This window comes from Nonomuraea sp. NPDC005650 (assembly GCF_040605375.1).
Taxonomy (GTDB): Bacteria; Actinomycetota; Actinomycetes; order Streptosporangiales; family Streptosporangiaceae; genus Nonomuraea.
On sequence record NZ_JBEXCR010000007.1, the window covers coordinates 329,688 to 349,403 of the forward strand.

General features: G+C 66.4%; 19 protein-coding genes and 1 tRNA gene. 12 read left to right on the forward strand and 8 right to left on the reverse strand.

Features of this window, described 5'->3' with window-relative positions; translation table 11 throughout:
• Positions 1–62: 62 nt before the first annotated feature.
• The 5 genes from ABZS69_RS14890 to ABZS69_RS14910 all read left to right on the forward strand — a co-directional run bounded on the left by ABZS69_RS14890 (position 63) and on the right by ABZS69_RS14910 (position 5,252).
• Entirely contained in the window at positions 63–1,448 is a 1,386-nt protein-coding gene (locus ABZS69_RS14890; RefSeq protein WP_355371460.1) for a family 2B encapsulin nanocompartment shell protein, read from the forward strand.
• Between the two features lie 38 nt (positions 1,449–1,486).
• Positions 1,487–2,653, forward strand: a complete 1,167-nt coding sequence (locus ABZS69_RS14895; protein ID WP_355371463.1) for a family 2 encapsulin nanocompartment cargo protein terpene cyclase — start codon at positions 1,487–1,489, stop codon at positions 2,651–2,653.
• A gap of 17 nt (positions 2,654–2,670) precedes the next feature.
• Positions 2,671–3,516, forward strand: a complete 846-nt coding sequence (locus ABZS69_RS14900; protein WP_355371466.1) for a geranyl diphosphate 2-C-methyltransferase — start codon at positions 2,671–2,673, stop codon at positions 3,514–3,516.
• An 81-nt stretch (positions 3,517–3,597) separates the two neighbouring features.
• A complete protein-coding gene (locus ABZS69_RS14905) occupies positions 3,598–4,098 on the forward strand; it encodes a SigE family RNA polymerase sigma factor (protein WP_355371468.1) in 501 nt (166 codons plus the stop codon).
• Complete coding sequence (locus ABZS69_RS14910; RefSeq protein ID WP_355371470.1) at positions 4,095–5,252, forward strand: hypothetical protein; 1,158 nt, start codon at positions 4,095–4,097, stop codon at positions 5,250–5,252. Before ABZS69_RS14905 ends, ABZS69_RS14910 begins: the two co-directional genes overlap by 4 nt.
• Before the next feature lie 11 nt (positions 5,253–5,263).
• Here the strand turns inward: ABZS69_RS14910 and ABZS69_RS14915 are convergent, their stop codons facing one another.
• The 3 genes from ABZS69_RS14915 to ABZS69_RS14925 form a co-directional block, all read right to left on the reverse strand.
• A complete protein-coding gene (locus ABZS69_RS14915; protein ID WP_355371472.1) occupies positions 5,264–6,364 on the reverse strand; it encodes a hypothetical protein in 1,101 nt (366 codons plus the stop codon).
• Complete coding sequence (locus tag ABZS69_RS14920) at positions 6,361–6,867, reverse strand: SigE family RNA polymerase sigma factor (RefSeq protein ID WP_355371474.1); 507 nt, start codon at positions 6,865–6,867, stop codon at positions 6,361–6,363. The genes ABZS69_RS14915 and ABZS69_RS14920 overlap by 4 nt, the downstream gene beginning before the upstream one ends.
• A gap of 119 nt (positions 6,868–6,986) precedes the next feature.
• Positions 6,987–7,421 (reverse strand): CBS domain-containing protein, encoded by a 435-nt coding sequence (locus ABZS69_RS14925; protein ID WP_355371477.1) that lies wholly within the window; start codon positions 7,419–7,421, stop codon positions 6,987–6,989.
• 132 nt (positions 7,422–7,553) lie between these two features.
• On the opposite strand from ABZS69_RS14925, the gene ABZS69_RS14930 reads away from it, so the two are divergent.
• From ABZS69_RS14930 to ABZS69_RS14945, 4 genes are all read left to right on the forward strand, one after another.
• A complete protein-coding gene (locus ABZS69_RS14930) occupies positions 7,554–7,904 on the forward strand; it encodes a hypothetical protein (protein WP_355371479.1) in 351 nt (116 codons plus the stop codon).
• Between the two features lie 12 nt (positions 7,905–7,916).
• Complete coding sequence (locus ABZS69_RS14935) at positions 7,917–8,759, forward strand: universal stress protein (protein ID WP_355371481.1); 843 nt, start codon at positions 7,917–7,919, stop codon at positions 8,757–8,759.
• A gap of 69 nt (positions 8,760–8,828) precedes the next feature.
• Positions 8,829–10,001, forward strand: coding sequence for a cellulose binding domain-containing protein (locus ABZS69_RS14940; protein WP_355371483.1), 1,173 nt, complete (start codon positions 8,829–8,831; stop codon positions 9,999–10,001).
• 141 nt (positions 10,002–10,142) lie between these two features.
• Positions 10,143–10,667 carry a DUF402 domain-containing protein gene (locus ABZS69_RS14945; RefSeq protein WP_355371486.1) on the forward strand — a complete coding sequence of 175 codons (525 nt, stop codon included), beginning with the start codon at positions 10,143–10,145 and terminating at the stop codon, positions 10,665–10,667.
• Positions 10,668–10,703: 36 nt separating this feature from the next.
• Here the strand turns inward: ABZS69_RS14945 and ABZS69_RS14950 are convergent, their stop codons facing one another.
• The 5 genes from ABZS69_RS14950 to ABZS69_RS14970 form a co-directional block, all read right to left on the reverse strand.
• Positions 10,704–11,189: a YbaK/prolyl-tRNA synthetase associated domain-containing protein gene (locus ABZS69_RS14950; protein ID WP_355371488.1), complete on the reverse strand. Its 486-nt coding sequence runs from the start codon at positions 11,187–11,189 to the stop codon at positions 10,704–10,706.
• Positions 11,179–11,481 carry a winged helix-turn-helix domain-containing protein gene (locus ABZS69_RS14955; RefSeq protein ID WP_355371490.1) on the reverse strand — a complete coding sequence of 101 codons (303 nt, stop codon included), beginning with the start codon at positions 11,479–11,481 and terminating at the stop codon, positions 11,179–11,181. Before ABZS69_RS14955 ends, ABZS69_RS14950 begins: the two co-directional genes overlap by 11 nt.
• Before the next feature lie 42 nt (positions 11,482–11,523).
• Entirely contained in the window at positions 11,524–12,186 is a 663-nt protein-coding gene (locus ABZS69_RS14960) for an AIM24 family protein (RefSeq protein ID WP_355371493.1), read from the reverse strand.
• 72 nt (positions 12,187–12,258) lie between these two features.
• Positions 12,259–12,897, reverse strand: a complete 639-nt coding sequence (locus tag ABZS69_RS14965; RefSeq protein WP_355371495.1) for a tetratricopeptide repeat protein — start codon at positions 12,895–12,897, stop codon at positions 12,259–12,261.
• A 42-nt stretch (positions 12,898–12,939) separates the two neighbouring features.
• A complete protein-coding gene (locus tag ABZS69_RS14970; RefSeq protein ID WP_355371641.1) occupies positions 12,940–13,329 on the reverse strand; it encodes a response regulator in 390 nt (129 codons plus the stop codon).
• A gap of 115 nt (positions 13,330–13,444) precedes the next feature.
• On the opposite strand from ABZS69_RS14970, the gene ABZS69_RS14975 reads away from it, so the two are divergent.
• From ABZS69_RS14975 to ABZS69_RS14985, 3 genes are all read left to right on the forward strand, one after another.
• Positions 13,445–13,516: transfer RNA gene (locus tag ABZS69_RS14975), tRNA-Arg, on the forward strand.
• A 1,039-nt stretch (positions 13,517–14,555) separates the two neighbouring features.
• Positions 14,556–16,808 (forward strand): site-specific DNA-methyltransferase, encoded by a 2,253-nt coding sequence (locus tag ABZS69_RS14980; RefSeq protein ID WP_355371498.1) that lies wholly within the window; start codon positions 14,556–14,558, stop codon positions 16,806–16,808.
• The gene (locus ABZS69_RS14985; RefSeq protein WP_355371500.1) at positions 16,805–19,540 is read left to right on the forward strand and encodes a DEAD/DEAH box helicase family protein; all 2,736 of its coding nucleotides are present in this window, start codon (positions 16,805–16,807) and stop codon (positions 19,538–19,540) included. The genes ABZS69_RS14980 and ABZS69_RS14985 overlap by 4 nt, the downstream gene beginning before the upstream one ends.
• The last annotated feature ends 176 nt before the right edge of the window (positions 19,541–19,716 follow it).

Here is a 19,716-nt window from a genome sequence, read left to right on the forward strand (position 1 = left end):
TCTACGTAGTGTGGTGGGCTGACTACGTTCAGTGGAGACCCGCCAAGCGATTGCGAGGGAAAATGACGACGGAGCCCCGGTTGAGCCTGGACACTCGGGCCGCGCGAAACTTGGCCACCACCACCAAGACGCGCCCGCAGATGCAGGCGATCACCTCCCGCTGGCTCCTTCGCCGACTGCCCTGGGTCGACGTGCGCGGCGGAACGTACCGGGTCAACCGCCGGCTGACGCACCACCTCGGGCGTGGCCGGGTGAGCGTGGTGCTCAACGGGGCGGACGACGTGCGGATCGTCCCGCAGACGCTCCAGGAGCTCCCCCTGCTGCGCGGCGTCGACGACCTCGACGCGCTGGCGGCGATCGCCACGACGTTCGCGCCGCGGGAGTTCCAGGCGGGGGAGGTCATCGCCCAGGCCGGCACGCCGATCACCGAGACGTACGTGATCGCCCACGGCCGGCTCGAACGCGTGGCCGCCGGCAAGTACGGCGACCCGCAGGTCCTCGGCGTCATCACCGACGGTCAGCACCTGGGCGACGACGCGCTCGTGCAGGAGGGGCCCCTGTGGCCGTTCACCGTCAGGGCCGCCAGCTCCGGCACGATCCTGGCGTCGCCGCGGCACGAGATCCAGCAGCTGCTCGGCGACACCCCCGCCCTGCGCGAGCACGTCGTGCGCTACCTGGAGGAGACGCGCAAGCCGGTCAACCGCCGCGGCGAGGCGGCCGTCGCGCTCGCGTCGGGGCACGTGGGCGAGCCGGTCATCGACGGCACGTTCGTCGACTACGACATCCAGCCCCGCGAGTACGAGCTCAGCGTCACCCAGACCGTCCTGCGGGTCCACACCCGCGTGGCCGACCTCTTCAACGACCCGATGAACCAGCTCGAACAGCAGCTGCGCCTCACGGTCCACGAGATCCGCGAGCGCGAGGAGTGGGAGCTGCTCAACAACCGCGAGTTCGGCCTGTTGCACAACACGGAGTACGACCAGCGGATCAGCACCTGGTCGGGCCCGCCGACTCCCGACGACATGGACGACCTGATCAGCATGCGCCGCAAGACGAAGATGCTGCTCGCCCACCCCAAGGCGATCGCCGCGTTCTTCAGGGAGTGCAACAAGCGCGGGCTGGTGCCGGGCAGCGCGGACGTGGACGGCCACGAGATCCCGGCCTGGCGCGGCATCCCGATCTTCCCGTGCGGCAAGATCCCGATCTCCGAGCACCAGACCACCTCGATCCTGGCCCTGCGCACGGGGGAGGACGACCAGGGCGTCGTCGGCCTCTACCAGACCGGCATCCCGGAGGAGCACGAGCCGGGGCTGAACGCCCGGTTCATGGGCATCAACTCCCAGGCCGTGATGTCCTACCTGGTCAGCGCCTACTACTCGGTGGCGATCCTGGTGCCCGACGCGATCGGCATCCTCGAGAACGTCGACATCGCGACTCCCCGTTCCTGACCGCTCGACCCCGGCTCGACTCAAGGAAGGGGCGTGTCATGCCCGAGATCGCAGCAGGTCCCACCGGTCTGGGCACCTCCGCGCTGCGCCTCCCGATCTTCGACCGTCTTCCCGTGCCACGGCCCGACGCGAGGGACGGGCACGAGCCTCCCAGGCCCGCTCCGGTGGACCCCGCGCAGGCGGCGCGCGGCGCCGCGTACCGCCACAGTCTCGCCCCGCTGCCCTACCGGGAGCGGCAGTGGGGCGACGGGTCCTATCCGCCGCTCTACTGCCCCGAGACCGTGCGGAACGACCAGGCGCTGGGCGAGGAGGTGGACCGGCGGCTGGTGGCGTGGGCGGAGCGGATCGGCCTGCACGAGGGGCGCATGGAGGTGTTCCACAAGACCGGGTACGGGCGGCTGGCCATGCTCACCCACCCCGACGCCGACGACCCCGACCTGCTGCTGATCGCGGCCCAGATGAACGCCGCCTGGTGGGCGGCGGACGACTACTACGCCGACGAGACCGACCTGGGCGCGACGCCGACGGAGCTGCCGCCCCGGCTCGCCCTCGTGACCTCGGCCATGGACCCGCCGCCGCCCGCGGGCGACTACACGCGCCAGCTCGAGGAGGCGATCGAGGCCGACCCCGTCCTGGTCTCCCTGAGGTCGTCCGTCAGCCACATCACCCGCCACGCCACCCCGTCGCAGGTCATGCGGATCTGCAACATCACCTCCCAGATGTACGTGAGCTGGGCCGCCTACGCCGCCTGGCGATACCTGGAGACGCCGCCGCCCGTGTGGCGCTACCTCGCGGCCCGGCAGCACGACAGCTTCTACACGTCCATGACGCTGATCGACATCGTGGGCGCGTACGAACTGCCCGCCAATCTCTTCTCCGACAGGAGGTTCCACACTGCGCTCATGCAGGCGGGCACCGCCAGCGTCCTCGTCAACGACCTGCACTCCGCCGCCAAGGAGGCGGCCGACGAGCTGCCCGACTCCAACGTGATCCTGCTGATCGCGGCCGAGGAGGGTTGCTCGATCCGCGAGGCGACCGAACGCGCCGTGTCCATGCACAACGACTTCGTCAGAGGGTTCGAGGCCAGCCGGCTAGCGCTCGACGCCGTACCGTCCATCGAGCTGAAGCGGTTCCTGCGCGGGGCGCAGGGATGGATGGCCGGGTGCGTCGACTGGCACGACACCACCAGCCGCTACAAGTCCTAGAGAAAGGAGCCCTGCCGATGACGGTCAGCCCCGTCCTCAGCACCTACTACCAGCACTCCGTCGCCGACTATTGGAACACGGAGAAGAACCCGGTCAACCTCCGCCTCGGCGAGGTCGACGGGATCTACCACCACCACTATGGCATCGGCGAAGTGGACTGGTCGGTGCTGGAAGGCCCCGAGGACACCCGCGAGAAACGCATCATCGAGGAGCTGCACCGGCTCGAGCACGCGCAGGCCGACCTCCTCATCGGCCAGCTCGGCGCCCTGCGGCCCGAGCACCGGGCCATGGACGCCGGCTGCGGCCGTGGCGGCTCCAGCCTCCTGGTCAACCGCAGGTACGGCTGCCAGGTCGACGGCGTGTCCATTTCCGAGTCGCAGGTGGCCTTCGCCAACGAACAGGCCGAGAAGCGCGGCGTGTCCGACAAGGTGCGCTTCCATTTCCGCAACATGCTCGACACCGGCTTCGAGCCTGGATCGTTCCAAGCCATCTGGAACAACGAGAGCACGATGTACGTCGAGCTCTCGCTGCTGTTCGCCGCCCACTCCCGCCTGCTGAACCGCGGCGGCCGGTACGTGTGCATCACCGGCTGCTACAACGACGCCTACGGCCTGCCCTCGCGTGCCGTCAGCCAGATCAACGCCCACTACATCTGCGACATCCACCCCCGCAGCACCTACTTCAGGGAGATGGCGGCCAACCGGCTCGTCCCCATCAACGTCATCGACCTCACCGCCGCCACCATCCCCTACTGGGAGCTGCGCGCCAAGACCAACCTGGCGACGGGGATCGAGCAGGCGTTCCTCGACGCGTACAAGGACGGCAGCTTCCAGTACCTGCTCATCGCCGCCGACCGCATCTGACGGAGGCGGATCCCCCTCCATTCAACAAATCCAGCGCCAGGTCCGTCTGAGGGGAGACGGATCACGGAAAGGCGATGGTAATTGGAAGACGACCCCCGGTTCGCGGAGTTCGTCGCCGAACGCGCCAACGCGCTGCTGCGCTACGGCTACGCCCTGAGCGGCAATCCGCACGACGCGGCGGATCTGGCGCAGGAGGCGCTGGTCAGGCTGCACCGGGCGTGGCCGCGCGTGCGCAGGAAGGAGGACCCGGAGCGCTACACCAAGGCGATCATGGCCAGGCTGCACATCAGCGCCTGGCGCCGCCGCCGTCGCGAGCAGCTCGCCTGGGCCCTCCCGGAGACGCCGATCGAGGACGTGCTGCCCTCCGACGCCGACCAGGAGCTCTGGCAGGCGCTCGAAGGGCTGCCGCGCAAGCAGCGCGCCGTCCTCGTCCTGCGTTTCTACGAGCAGCTCGCCGACGCGGAGATCGCCGGCGTCCTCGGCATCTCCCAGGGCACCGTGCGCAGCCACGCGTCGCTCGGCCTGGCCAAGCTCCGTTCCGCGATCGCCCACCGTACGCCCGCGAGGAGGAGCGCCCCATGAGCACGGACCTGGAAGACGACCTGAGCCGGGTTCTCGGCCACGCCGCAGAGGGGGCGCCGCAGGCCCCGACCGGCTTCCCCGGCCAGATCGCGGCCCGTTCCCGGCGCCGCAGGACGCGTACGCAGGCGCTGGTGGCGGCGGTCGCCGTGGTGATCGTCGCGGGCGGGGTCGGCGTGACGGCCCGCGGCGTCGACGGGCCGCGGCCGGCTCAGGCCAAACTGCCCGACTCCGTCGAGAAAGTCTGGCCCGGCGCGGTCTGGAAGATCCCCCGGCGGCTCCCGGGCCTCCCGGACTTCCGCCCGGTGATCTTCATCGACGACCGAACGGTGCTCCTGTGGACGTCCAAGAGCGACGAGCGGGCCGACGCCGTTTACGCCTACGATCTCGGCACCGGCCGGACCCGTAAGATCGCGGACATCCCCTCCGAGAAGCGGGAGCACGCCTCCTTCTACGCGGCCGGCGCAGGCCGGATCGTCTGGCAGACGGTCGACCAGAACGAGCGCACCCGGTTCTGGTCGGTGCCGGTCTCCGGCGGCAAGCCCGCCGCCATCGACACCGGCGGCCCGGTCAAGGGACGCGCCGAGCAGCTGGTCGTGGCCGGCGACCGGGTGGCGTTCTCGCTGGTCGGAGGCGGAGTTTTCACGTTCCCTCTGAGGGGCGGGCGCGTGACCCCCGTCGCGGGCGCGGAACGGCACCACATCCTGCGCTGGCCGTGGCTGGCGACCCCGAGCGAGTACACGCAGAACCGCGAGCCCAGCTTCCAGGAGCTGCTCAACGCCGAGACCGGGCAGGAGAGCAAGGCGGTCGTCCGGCCGGGGGAGAGCTACGTCAGGTGCGGAGTGACGACCTGCGTCGGCATGAGACCTGACCGCACGCGCTTCTACCGGCTGCGCGACGGCTCGTCCGAACGGGACCTGCCCATGTCCTCGGTGCTCGGGCTGGGCGACGACCGGTTCATCGCCGTCGACCCGCCTCGTGCCGCGGGCGGCCAGGTGCTGCTCGACCTGGCCACCGGCAAGCAGGGCGACCTGGGCCTGCGGCAGGTCGCCGAGGGCCGGATGACCGGGGTCGAGCCGGGGATCCTCGACGGCGGCCTGGTGTCCTACCCGCTCAGGAACCAGTACGTGATCATCGACCTCGCCAGGATCCGCTGATCCCCGTGCGCCTATTTCCCGCTGGCGGTCCCGGGCAGGACCAGGTTGTACTTGTGCGCGGGAAGGTCGGTGAGGCGCCTGGTCTTCCTGGTTTCGACGTTGACCGCGTAGGTGGCGGACGTCTTGCCCGAGCTGAGGAGGACCACGACTTCGGACGGGCTCTGCCAGACGGAGGCGCGGTCGATGCTGGTGCCCTTCGGCAGGCCGCGGATCGGCACCTTCCGCCCGATCCGCCCGGTCTTGGCGTCGAGGACGGTGAGCGTCGACCTGTTCGGGTCGTCGAAGTCGTAGGCGACCAGCGTGCGGCCGTCCGGAGCGATCTCGCTGAACTGGATGAACGTGCCGTCGAAGCGCACCGGCTTGCCGCCGCCGGTGACGGGCATCAGCCACATGTCGGTCTTGCGGTAGCGGACCAGCTCGGCGATGCCGCCCTTGATGCTGATGATCTCGAACTTGTCGGGCACCCGCACCGTCTTGCCGGTGCGCACGTCGATCAGCAGCCCGGTGTCCTTCGTGCTCCCCACGCGCGGATCGAAGCCCACGTACCGGCCGTCGTCGGAGACGACGAGCTGGCTGCCGATCTGGATCTGCTCCTCCTTCACCTTGAAGGGGGAGGTCGTCACGGCGCCGGTCGTCAGGTCGCGGACCACGTGGGCCTGGGCCTCGCGGCTGTAGTAGGCGAGCATGCGCCCGTCCCGGCTGACCGCGAAGGGGACGCGACTGCCCTTGCGGGTGCTGACCAGCGCCTGCGGCACCTGGTACGTCGTGCCGGTCCGGGTCACCACCCGCCACTTCTGGACCCGGCAGTTGGTGACCTGCTGGTCCTCGGAGACGTCGCAGGGCGCCTCGTACGCGTACTGGATCGCCTCCACCTTGCCGTCGGGCAGGTCGGGCACCATGTCCGCCTTCTGCGGGGTGGCCGGGTAGGCGCCACGGGGCCAGGCCACCACGGCGACCGCCGTCGACGCCACCAGCGCCGCGACCGTCGCGACGGTGGCCGCCGCCAGCGTGACGCGCTGCCTGCGCCGGTGGCCGGCGATGGCCGCGTCGGCCAGGCTCACCATCGGAGCCTCCTCCGCGAGACCGCTCAGCGCCTCGCGCAGCCTGGTCATCGAACCACCTCCTGCAGGTACGGGGCCGCCAGTTCGGGCGCGAGCACGCGCAGACGGGCGAGGGCATGATGGGTCTGGCTCTTGACGTTGCCGATCGAGCAGCCGAGCGCCTCGGCCGTCTGCGCCTCGGTGAGGTCCTCCCAGAAGCGCAGCACGATCACCGCCCGCTGCTTGCGGGTCAGCTTGGCCAGCGCCTGGCGCAGCACGATCCGGTCGAGCAAGGCGTCGTCATAGGAGGCGCCTCGCTCGGGCGGTTCGGCGCTCAGCACCTCGGGCCGGGGCCGGCGCCGCCAGGCGAGGTACTGGTTGACCAGCGCTTTGCGGGTGTAAGCCTCGGGATTGCCCTCCTTGGCCAGCTTGGGCCAGTGCTTCACGATCTTGGTCAAGACGCTCTGCAACAGGTCCTCGGCGAGGTGGGCGTCTCCCACGAGCAGGTACGCGGTCCGCATCAGCGCCTGCTGGCGGGCGAGCACGAACTCGCGGAAGCCGTCGTGACGATCCAATGTGCTCTCCTCTCCCCCTTACCAATGCGACCAGTGGGGCGAAAGGTTGCACATCCGTCGCTGCTTTCACACGGTGAGGGGGCCCCGCTTTGGGACCCCCTCGCATCAGATAGATCGCGTCACGCGGATGCGTAGACGCGGTGGACGAACTCGGCGAGCTTGTTGTCCGGCAGCTCCTTTGCCAGGTCGGCCTCGGTGACCATGCCTGCGATCCGATGGTTCTCGATCACGGGCAGCCGCTTGATCTGGTGCTGCTCCATCTTCTGCAGCGCCTCCTCGACGCTGCTGCGGGCGTCCACCCACACCAGCCCACGGGCCAGCTCGCTCGCGGTGGTCCGGTCGATGTCCTTGCCCTCGGCGCAACATTTGATCACGATGTCGCGGTCGGTGATGATCCCTTTGAGCCGGTCGTCGTCCCCGCAGATCGGCAAGGCGCCGACCGACAGGTCACGCATCATCTGCGAGGCCGTGCGGAGGCTGTCGTGTTCGCCGATGCACTGCGCTCCGCGGTGCATCACGTCCTGGACCGTCTTTCCGAGTCCCGATGTGCCCATCTCTACCTCCTCCGAGAAGGTCGAAGGAATCTTCAGTCGAAGCCCTACCCCGGCTGCGGGAGATCGCACGAGGGCGGACGCGTTCGAGGTTTGACGAGGGCCCTGGGCGGTATGGTCCCCATCAGGGGAAATATGAAAAAGATCGCCGCTGTCGCAGGACTCGTGGTCTTGGCCACGTACGGCGTGACCGCCGCGGCCCTTGCGGACGGTACCGCCAAGCACGAAGTGAGTCAGCAGCAGTACGACACCCTCATCTCCCAGTGCCGCTATGCCGACCAGGGCAAGGCGAAGTGCCGTCGGGCGGTCAAGGAGATGTACCGCATCGGCAAATTCGACAAGACGCTCGACTGTCGCACCTATTCCGGTGTGACCGTATGCGGCACCCTCAAGCTCAGCGAGGCCGAACGCCAGTGCATTCGCGACTCGGTCGCCGAAGGACTGTCGTACCGGCGTGCCGAGGTGGAGTGCTACGCCTTCGCCTGAGGAGTCAGTTCCATGATCATCGTCGGCGTTGACGGTTCGAGAACCGGGCTCGACGCCGCCGGCTGGGCCGCCACGGAGGCGGCGCTGAGACACGTGCCGCTTACCGTGGCGCACGCCGTTCCGAAGTGGGTGTGCGAGGGAACCGACGGCCCCTACCCCGAGATCAGCCGGTGGATGCGCGGGGGCGCGCAATCGGTGCTGGTCTCCGCGCGGGACCGCGCCCTGCGGGAGCGGCCGGGAATCGTGGTGGAGACCGTCCTGCTCCCGGGCGACCCCCGCTCCGCCCTGGTCAAGACCTCGGAGAACGCCGAGCTGCTGGTCGTCGGCAGCCGGGGCGTCGGCGGGGTGCGCGGGCTGCTGGTGGGGTCCGTCGCGTACGGCGTGGCCGCGCACGCGATCACGGACGTCGTCCTGGTACGCGCTCGTCCCTCGACCCCGCGGGGCGAGATCGTGGTGGGGGTCGACGGCTCTCCCGGGGGCGTGCGGGCGCTCGACTTCGCGTTCGCCGAGTCCGAACTGCGCAGCGCGAAGCTCCACGTCGTACACGCGTGGGCCTGGCCGCATCCGAGCGGGTTCGAGCCGGCCGACCGTGGCAGGGCGGGGGACCGGTCGCGTGAGCTGGACGAACTGCTGGCGGGGCACCGGGAGCGGCGTCCGGGGGTGGAGGTGGTGGCGGAGATCGTGCACGGTCACCCCATCGAGGTGCTGCGGGAGGCGGCGGCCGGGGCGGATCTGCTGGTGGTCGGCACGCACGGGCGTAGCCAGCTCGCCGGGATGCTCATGGGCTCGATCAGCCAGGCCATGCTCCACCACGCCCCCTGCCCGCTCGCCGTGGTCCGCAGGAACCGAGCCTGAAAGCCGCGGGCCGGTCTGAAAGTCGCAGGCCGGTTGGAAAGCCGTGAACTGGGCCGGTTTGAAAGTTACATGCCAGTCCCCGCGTTCGCGCAGGTCGCCGCCGCGTACGTGGCTCGCCGCCTTCCCGCCGCGCGGGAGCCGTCCTTACGATCTGCGCAGGCTACGACGGGAGAGCAGACGATGCGCAGGACCAGCACCTTGCTGGCGGCGATGCTGGCATTCGCCGCGGCGGTGTTATTCGTCACGACCACGCAGGCGAGCGGTGCCGCCGCCACCCGGATCATGCCGCTGGGCGACTCGATCACCGGCTCCCCGGGCTGCTGGCGGGCCCTGCTCTGGAACCGGCTCCAGAGCACCGGCTACACCAACATCGACTTCGTCGGCACCCTCCCGCCCCAGGGCTGCGGCGTCTCGTACGACGGCGACAACGAGGGCCACGGCGGCTACCTGGCCACCAACATCGCCAACCAGAACCAGCTGCCCGGCTGGCTCTCCGCCACCAAACCCGACATCGTGCTGATGCACCTCGGCACGAACGACGTGTGGAGCAACATCGCGCCGGCGACGATCCTCAGCGCGTTCACCACGCTCGTGAACCAGATGCGGGCCGGCAACCCCAACATGAAGATCCTCGTCGCCAAGATCATCCCCATGAACCCGTCCACCTGCGCCGACTGCGGCCAGCGCGCCGTGAACTTCAACAACGCCATCCCCGCCTGGGTGGCCGCGACCACCACACAGCAGTCGCCGATCACGGTGGTGGACCAGTGGACGGGGTTCAGCACGAGCACGGACACCTACGACGGCGTGCACCCGAACGCGACCGGCGACCAGAAGATGTCCGACAAGTGGTACCCGCCCCTGGTGAACGCCCTGACGGGGATCCCCACCTCGACGCCCACCGTCACGCCCACTGTCACTCCTACCGTGACTCCGACCACGGGCGGCGGGTGCACGGCGACGTACAAGAACTCCAACCAGTGGCAGGACGGCTTCCAGGGCGAGGTCACCGTCAAGAACACCGGCGCCTCGGCCATGAGCGCGTGGACGGTGCAGTGGACGTTCGCGAACGGTCAGCGGATCAGCCAGATCTGGAACGGCACGCTGAGCGCGAACGGGTCCGCGGTGACCGTGCGCAACGTGGCCTGGAACGGCTCGCTCGCGCCTGGGGCCTCGACCACGTTCGGCTTCATCGCCTCGTGGAGCGGCACGAACACCACCCCTACGCCTACCTGCTCCTAGGCTCTCTCCGGGCGATCATGCCGAGGAAGGCGTGGCCGCGTTCGCCATACCGCGCGGCCACGGCCCGAGCCGTTCCGGCGGAGCAGTCGCGCAACCGTCCCGGACAGCCCCTTACGTCCCGACGCAGTCATACTGCGATTCGTGACCCTTGAAGAGGTACGTGTCCACCACCGGACCGGGCAATGGTGCTCCGGCGTCCGAACCGGCGACAACATCGTGGCCTACGACGTTGAGATCCTTCCCCCGTGGCGGGTTCCCGGCCGACCCACGGTCGATCGTTGCTTCGTGATCGCCGACGAAGGGATACAGATCCGCAGGCCGGTCACCTTCGTCGACGCACTCGAAGGCGGTTGGTACATCGACGTGGTCGAACTGGAGGAAACGGGCCCCAAGCGGCTGGTGGTCCACGACCTCTACGTGGACATCGTCGTGCCCCCGGCCAGCCGCCGCTACGAAGTCCTGGACCTCGACGAGCTTGCCGACGCGCTGCAGGACGGCGCCATCGATGCCGCCACCGCGGTCAGGGTTCTGCGCAATGCTCAGCGCTTCATCGACAAGCACCTGCGCAACCTGGACCAAGACCCGCCGAGCGCGTGGCCGGACTTCCCGCCGGCAGCCCTTCTGAACCTGGCTGAGTTGCCGCCCTTCGACGTCGGACGAGACTGAACCACGGGCCCCGGCGATCACGCGGACAACTCCTGGTTAGTTGGCGGTGATGGCAGCCAGCCTCGGCTCGGCCAGCCGTACGTAGTCGTCGGTGGCCAGCGCGACGGACCGGTCGAGCCTGGCGGCGTTGAAGTACAGCTCGGGCCGGTCGAGCAGCGACGGGTCCGCGACCAGTTCGAGCCGAGGGTCGTAGCTGAACGGGAGCACGGTCCCGCTCACACTGCCGGCCAGCTCCTCGGCCTTGTCCTTGCTGGCGAAGGCCACGTAGGTGCCGTCCATCAGCGCTTTGACCGCCTGCAGGTCCAGCCGGGCGTCACCGGGCACCACGGCCAGCACGTGCCGGGTCTGCTTCTTGCCGATCTTGACCATCACGACGAGGCACTTGGCCGCCTGCGCGACGTCGTGCCCACGCAGGGCGCTGACCTCGTCGGTCCGCCCCTCCGGCGCGTGCTCGATCACCCGGTAGCGGGCGCCGGCGGCGTCCATCTCCGCGATCAGCCGCTCGTACAGCTCACCAGCCACTGCTCAACAACTCCTTCGCCGCGGCGATCCGGTCCTCGTCGCGCTGGTAGAACACCCACTGCTTGATCCTCTTGCCGCGGATCAGGCCCGCCTTGGCGAGCACCTTGAGGTGCTCGCCGCAGGTGGGCTGGCTCACGCCGAGCTTCTCGGCGATGAAGAGCGAGCAGACTCCGTCACGTACGAGGTCGCCGTCACGCTGTGGCGGGAAGTGGCGCTCAGGATCGCGCAGCCAATCGAGGATCAGCAGCCGCTTGTCATTGGCCAGCGCCTTGACCAGATCGACGTCCAGCACAAAGGGATTATGGCAATTAGCTAATTGCCTGTCTAGTCGGACTCAGGACTGGGTGACGACGGGCGCCCCTTCGCTGGCCTGCACCAGCACGAACCCCTGCCCGCTGAACGCCAGCTGCATGGCCTCCCCGCTGCCCCGCCCGATCAGCGCCCCCACCTTCATCGTCCGGTTGACGCCGACACGCAGCCCGGTGCTCCAGCACACGGCGGACTGGCCGTCGGCGTATGTGGGCATGCTGGCGGCGTCGAGCAGCACCGGCGTGCCATGCGTGGTCACCGCCACCCACCCGGTCCCGGTGACTGTCGTGTTGAACAGCCCGCCCGCCGCGATCCCGGCCCCCTGCACGCGCTGGATGTCCCAGGTGAGCTGCGGCTGGAACGCCAGCAGGTTGCGCCCGTTGACGGTGATGCCCTCGTTCTCCAGGTAGAACAGGTGAATGTCGTCGGCGTTGTCGGCGAGGTAGAGCAGCCCTTCGCCGCGTACGCGCATGAGCTGCGCGCCCTCGCCCGTCACGGCCTTCTTGAGCAGCTTGCCGATCCCGCCGCCCTCGTAGTCGAAGTCCATCTTCCCTTGGAAGGCGACCATGGAGCCCTGCTTGGCCAGGACTTCGTGCGGCAGCTGCACGCGCAGCATCTTGCCGTTCTGGAGCGCGAAGCCGGGTGGCAACTGCTGGGACTCGAGATTGCCGAAAATAGAGCTACGCACGGTAAGCCTTCCTGGGTTCGAGGGGACGTTACGGCCCACCGTACGCAAACTTTTCCCAAAAGAAGCGGCCGGCTACAACTGTCCTCGGGCCTCTTCCACCCACCCCAGCACGACCGCCGCTGCCTCGGCCTCCGCGATCTCAGCGGCCTCGTCCAGCACCGCCACGGCGGCCTCACGATGCCCCTCAGCAGCGGCGATATAAGCCAGCCCCACCAGATTGGCCGCCACCCCGGCCATGAACCCGATCTCCCGGCGCAGCCGTACGGACTCCTCCAGCCGTTCGCGCGCCGCCGGCAGCCGTCCGGCCATGTGCTCGGCGATGCCCAGGTGGCGCAGGACGTACGAGAGGGTCAGCCTGTCGCCGGCCCGCGTCGCCAGCTCATGGGCCCGCTCGAAAGCCTCCGCCGCGGGCGCCTCGTCCCCACGGACGACCTGATGGAAGACCCCCACCCAGAGCAGCGCCTCACCCTCACCCCGGACATCCCCGAGCACCCGGTAAAGCTCCGCCGCCCTCTCGAACAGCCTCAGCTCTTCGTCGTCCTGCTCGCCCTGCCCATCGAGAAACCGGCCGTGCATGACCCGCCCCCGGGCCAGCGCCAGATCGGCCTCCACGCCGTCGAGCCCCCGATCGGCGGCCTCCAGCCCGGCCACATCCCCGCCGAAAACGGCCCGGTCATAAAGCTCCTTGGCCCGCTCAAGCCGCCCGTCCACGCCCACCACTCCCATCAGATCCGGGGGAGCCTCGGGCCGCCCTTATCCCTTGCCGGCCGCCGTCGCCAGATCCCGTACGACCTGAATCAGCTCGGCCGGATCGAACGGCTTGGTCAGATAAGCGTCGACCCCGATCCCCAGCCCCCGCCGCCTATCATCGTCCTGCGCCCGCGCCGTGATCAACACGACCTTGATGTGACTGGTGGCCTCTTCGGTCCGCAACTTCTGCGCCGTCGTCCACCCGTCCAGCAACGGCATCATCACGTCCAGGGTGATGACGTCTGGCATGACGTCGAGCACGCGATCAAGGCAGTCCTGCCCATCGGTGGCGGTCGCGACCTCGAACCCCTCCAGGTTCAGGTTGACCGCGATGAGCTGCCGGATGACCTCGTCGTCATCCACGACCAGTACTTTCCCAAGAACCTCGCCCACGGGCGCCAAGTTAACCTGTAGCGGGGTTGTCACGGGCGGTTTTCGCTGGATGTGTTCAAGGACCTTTATCCTGTGCCGAGTGGTGTCGGGATGCTGATAGCCTTTCACTCGTCGAGCCCCCTTAGCTCAGGGGATAGAGCACCGGCCTCCGGAGCCGGGTGCGTAGGTTCGAATCCTACAGGGGGCACTCGATCTTGATCAGCGGTTCCGGCCGCTGACCAGGGCATACATCGCAGGTACGGGCGGGCCTCCAGTCTCACGGAGTCCCGCCCGTTCTCGTTGACGCTCGCAGGTTGTGGACCAGTTGTGGACCATGATCCAGTCGCCCCCCGCCCACTCATGCTTCCCCAACTGCGTCGATATTGGCGCGCGTCAGCAGATCCGCTGGACCAACCAGGCGCTAACGCAATCGTCGGTGACCACGATCAGAGGGAGTTCATCGGGGGCGCTCCATGGCGACGACCTTGCGGACAGCGCTGCCGGCGTAGTCGGCCCAGAACCACAAGTGGCGTACGACGACCTGGTGCTTGCAGGCGGGCCCCTCCCCCTGATCAGCACTGCTTCTGATCGCTCAGTACAAGCTCGCCTCCCGATGGTGCAGGCGTTCGGGTGAGAGTTTCTGCACTATCTCAAGCCGCCGTCCGATGGTTCACGGGCGCTCGGCGGCCGCGACCGAGCGTGCAACCTCTCCGGGCCAGTCTTGGCCGCACGAACCGCCGTACATGGAACAGGTTCATCGACGAGAGGAAGATCAGCACACCGAGCCAGTCAAGTGAGGCGCTTGCCGTACAACGATGCTGTCACGAAAGCTCGCAATCCGAAGCCGGGCATCTCCGTCCTTGAGAAGCCACAGATCCGCGACCTGCAAGGTTGCAAAGCGTCCGGAGTCTCGTTCACCTCACCCGCCACAAGCTGCGCTTGTAACGGTTGCCTGCATTAACGCGAAGATGTGAAATAGGAGAGGTCTTGAAAGAGATGGGCGGATACGGATGGCGCGGCGGGCCAGAGCTGACGGTAACCGAACCGTACCGATCGAGGATTATGAGCACGCGGACGCTAAACGGACAAACAATCCGCCATCCGGACTCGCGCATCTAGATCGGGAAAAAACTCCGATCCGGACATTCGCCTACGATCCTCATCTTGACCCGCAACTAGTGTGGTCTGGACGCGCAGAGAGGGACACGATCTCTGTGCCTGCACCTTCAGTTCACGTCCACGAGGAATTGTCCGCCGAGAAGATCGTTGGAAGCGTGCGGCGCCAACGGCCGCAACAGGCGCTGTTCGACGTCGATCAACTCGACCCAGCGGCGGCCGTGGAGTTCTATCAGCATGACCTGGCGTGGTCGAACCGCGTGATTCTTGGTGACTCGCTTGTGGTCATGACCAGCCTGCTCGATCGCGAGCGGATGGCGGGTAAGGTCCAGTGTCTTTTCATGGATCCGCCCTACGGCATCAAGTACGGCAGCAACTTCCAGCCCAGGATCAGCGACCGCGCGGTCAAGGATGGTGCCGACGCATCGTTGACCCGCGAGCCTGAAATGATTCAGGCATATCGTGACACATGGGAATTAGGCGTCCATTCCTACTTGTCATACCTCCGAGAGCGTCTCACGGTGGCACGCGAACTCCTAGCGGACACTGGCTCGGTGTTCGTGCAGATAGGCGAAGAAAACGTCCACCGAGTCAGGATCTTGATGGACGAGGTGTTCGGCAGCTCGAACTTTGTCAGCATGATCACCTTCGTGACAACGAGCGGCGCTGGCTCGCCGGGCGAGCTGAAAAATCTGCCCGCAACTTGCAATTACGTAATCTGGTACGCCAAAGAACGTAATCAAATGAAGTATCGCCAGCTATATACGAGCAAGCGAGGGGTTGGCGACGACCTTAATTACTCGTGGATCCAGTTGCTGGACGGCACACGTCGCAAGATGACGTCGGCGGAGCTTAGTGATCCATCCACGTTGCCCCATGGCGCGCGAGCATATACTCTCGGCGATTTTACCTCCCAGAGCGGGACAGAAACAACACGATTCCCGATAGTCGTTGACGGGGTTGAGTATCTGCCAAGCAAAGGTGTTTGGAAAACTGGCCGTGAGGGCGTGGAGCGCTTGCTGGCGGCCCGACGCTTGCAGGGCGTAGGCAATTCCCTTCGCTATGTGCGCTTTTTCGATGACTTCGAAGGCAAGCTGCTGGTGAACTTCTGGACAGACACCGGTCAAAGTGGCTTCGGCGCAGAAAAGCGGTACGTGGTTCAAACCAACCCGACAGTGATCGCACGCTGCGTCCTGATGACCACTGATCCTGGCGATCTGGTCATCGATCCGACATGTGGGTCTGGCACAACGGCATACGTTGCCGAGCAATACGGCAGGCGCTGGATCACCATCGACACCAGTCGGGTGGCCCTCGCCATCGCTCGCGAGCGGGTACTCACGGCGCGCTATGAGATGTATGAGCTGGTTGACCAGCAGCGAGGAGTCGACGCGGGCCTGAAGTACAAGAAGCTCGACCGGATCACGTTACGCTCGATTGCGCGGGGCGAACCACCTGAGACGGTTCCGCTCTACGATCAGCCCTTGGTCGTCAAGGGGCGAGTGCGTGTTGCGGGGCCCTTCACTGTCGAGGCACTGTCCCGATACGCGGTGAACCCAACCGACCCGGATGCGGCCGAGTCTGTCCCTGCCGCTGAGTCGGGGAACCATGTCGACGTCCTGCTCAGCGCGCTAAAGGTCCAGGGCATTCCCCGTCCAGGGGGCAAGCCATATGTCATCGAATCATTGGCCCCGATCGCTGCGGCCGGTCCGATTCAGGCAGAGGGCATTGCCGATCTCGGAGGACATCGTGCCCGTTTCGCAGTTTCCCTCGGGCCCAAGTTCGGTGCTGTGACCATGGGCCAGGTGTCAGATGCGCTTCGTGCCGCGATTGGTTTCGACCTGATCGTGTTTGGCGGCTTCGCGGTGTCTGCGGAGGCTCAGGAGCGGCTGGCGAGCGGGAAGGTCGGCGGCGTCGATGTCGCGCTATTGCTAGCCAATCCCGACCTGCTTGTCGGCGACCTACTGAAGAACACCAAAGCGTCGCAGACCTTCCGTCTGTATGCGGCGCCCGATGTACGGATCGACAACGGCGGTGAGGACTATCGGGTCACCGTCGAGGGCGTCGACTCCTTCGATGCCGCGACGGGCGATGTTACCTCTTTCGGGCGAGCGGGCGTGCAGGCGTGGTTCCTTGACGACGACTATGACGGTACGGTCTTCCGCGTTGCACAGGCTTTCTTCCCTGTCAACAACGCCTGGGACAAGCTGCAGAGGGCGCTCAAGGGCACTGTAGACGCGGATCTTATCCAGTCCCTGCACGGCTGGCAGTCGCTGCCGTTTTCCCGAGGAGATCACGGTCGCATCGCTGTCCGGATTGTCGCTCAGGACGGCAACGCCGCGGAGGCAATCATCGCGATCCCCCACGCGGGTGGCGGTAAATGAGCCAGCAGTCAGTTACCAATGTGATCGACGCAAACCCGATCATCAACGACGCGTTCACAGAGCCGACCCGTTACTGGCATTTCGGCGAGGTCGCACCGACTATGCGTGAAGGGCGCAGGACAGCCGGCTACCTCGCGCCTTCGCCTGACGGGCAACTGCGCATCACTGATGAGCTGATCCCGCTGGAACTCGTCAACGACCTGCGGGACCGAGTCCGCCAGTGGCGTACCGACGGCTATCCCGGCAGCACGACAATCACACGCGATCTGTTCCGGCACTGGTTCGACGACGACCGTAAGTCGACCAACATCCGACCGTTCTTCGCGCAGCAGGAAGCCATCGAGACCGTCGTGTTCCTCGTCGAGGCCCCCGACGAACGCAAGGTCGGCGTGAGCATTCCCGATTCAGGCGAGGCCTACAGCCGGTGGGCGGTGAAGATGGCGACCGGCACGGGAAAGACATTCGTGATGGCGCTGGTCATCGCCTGGTCGGGCATGAACAAGGCCCACAACAGACTGGACGCCAGGTTCAGCGACCAGATCCTGGTCGTCTGCCCGAACCTCACGGTGCTGCACCGCTTGTCGGGACCGGGCGGTCTCGACCCTAAACACCCTGAGTCGTTGTACGTGGACTTCGATCTGATCCCTCCGCAGTATGCGACGCTGCTCGGGCAGGTACGCGTCCAGGTGATGAACTGGCATCAGCTTGCCTCGAAGGAGGATCCGAAACGGTCTGTTGTACGCCGGGGACGTGAGTCCGACGCCGCCTTCTCCCGTCGTGTGCTGACCGACCTCGCGCCATCGGGACGAGTGCTGGTACTCAACGATGAGGCTCATCACGCCTACCGTTTCCCGCCGGATATCAAGCTCACCGGCGAGGCCGCCGAAGATGCGCGCGAAGCCACGATCTGGATTACCGGGCTGGAGCGAATCCATCAGCACCGCGAAATCATCAGGACGATCGATGTATCGGCGACGCCGATGTATCCGGGGTCGATCAAGGGCAAGGCATGGACGCCGTTCGAGTGGATCGTCTCTGACTTCGCGCTCGTCGATGCGATCGAGTCTGGGCTGGTTAAGATTCCGCGGACTCCTACTGACGACAACACCGGCGAGGCAATACCGAAGTACCGCAATCTTTGGGAGCACATCAAGAAGACTCTGCCCAAGCGGAATGAAGTCGGAGATGACTCCCATCCATTGACGGACTATCTCGCCGAGGCCGATGGGCCGCTCAAGCAGCTCGCCGGTGAATGGGAACGCACCTACCGTCTGTGGCAGGCGGGTGGCAGAAAGATCCCTCCTGCCATGGTAGTGATCTGCCACGATACGCATGTTGCCCGGCTGCTAGAACGCCACATCGCAGAACTTGGTGAGGCGAGCCCCGACCTGGTGAACCTTGACGGCATCCCGCAAGTCACCATACGTATCGACTCTGATGCGCTGGCCAAAGCCGAGGCCGGCGAAGTCAACGCGGCGGCGGAGAAGATCCGGGAGGTCGTGGCCACAGTTGGCCGTGAGGGCAAGCCAGGCGAGCAGGTGCGGTGCCTAGTGTCAGTCGCGATGCTCGCAGAAGGATGGGACGCCCGCAACGTCACCCAAATCTTGGGACTACGCGCGTTTGCCTCACAGCTGCTATGTGAACAGGTTGTTGGACGCGGGCTGCGCCGCTCGGACTATTCTGACCTGTCGCAGCCGGAATACGTCGATGTCTACGGCGTGCCATTTCAACTGCTGCCCATGGCGAAGGGTGGCGGAGGGGCACCGGTGAAGCCACCAAACTACACCATCGTCCACACCGTCGCAGACCGTCACCCGCTACGGATCAAGTTCCCCCGGCTAGTGCAAATCGTTCCCGATATCCAGGACACCCTTGATGTCGATGTCGACGCTATCGAGCCGATCCGGGTCAACCCTCGATTTGATCCAACCGACACCTATGTCGAGTTTGACCTCGGACAGCCTCGTGGCGGCATGGGTGGCATGGTGCAGGACCGCGAGCGTGCCTACACAAATTTCCGCACGCAGCGCCTCATGTTCCGAGTTGCGGCCGGCCTGATCGAGCCGTACGGGAAACCGTGGCTGTTCCCGCAGGCACTTCAGATCGCTCAGCATATAGTCCGGCCCTTGCAGGACGGAGGAAAGATCGACTATGCGGACGGTGTTGATCCCAGGGAGATCTGCAACCTTCGGTACTTGACCCTGATCCGTGAGCGACTGGGTGCCGCTCTACGTCCCGGAGAAGGCCCCGAACGATTCCTGCCTGCTCTTGATGAATATCAGCCGATCGGAACAACGGACGGTCTCCACTTCTCTTCGCCAACTGATCGATGCGTTCCCACCCTGCGCAGCCATCTCAGTCATGCAGTCTGTGATTCAGGGCTGGAACGCAAAATCTGTGCGGTCCTCGATTCAGAGGAGATGAGCGACGTCGTTGAGGCGTGGGTGAAGAACCACAAGCTCTTCCTGGAGATTCCATATCTCTACCTAGGAGTGACCCATCGCTATCGGCCTGACTTCGTAGTCAGGCTGACTAGCGGTCGTATCCTCCTGCTGGAGGGCAAGGGAGAACCCAGCGAAAGGGACGATGCGAAGTCTACTGCCGCGCGTCGATGGGTTGAGGCTGTCAACACCTGGGGCGGCCTTGGGGTGTGGGTGCATGCGATCAGCTACAACGCAGCCGAACTCGCAGATCAATTGAAGCAGTTGGCCCAGGACGGGCCGAGGCCGTGACGATCGCTCACTTCGGGTTCTCGCCGACCACGGCTCGGTCAATCGGCGCCGAGCCCCTCCTTTTGCCGTGGCTGAGGCGACAGCAGCATCCTGAGCCATGAACGGACCGGAACTTGTCGCTTCAGGGCGTACCATCATCCGCAACCCCTTCCAGTAGGCGGCGACCTATTCGGGTC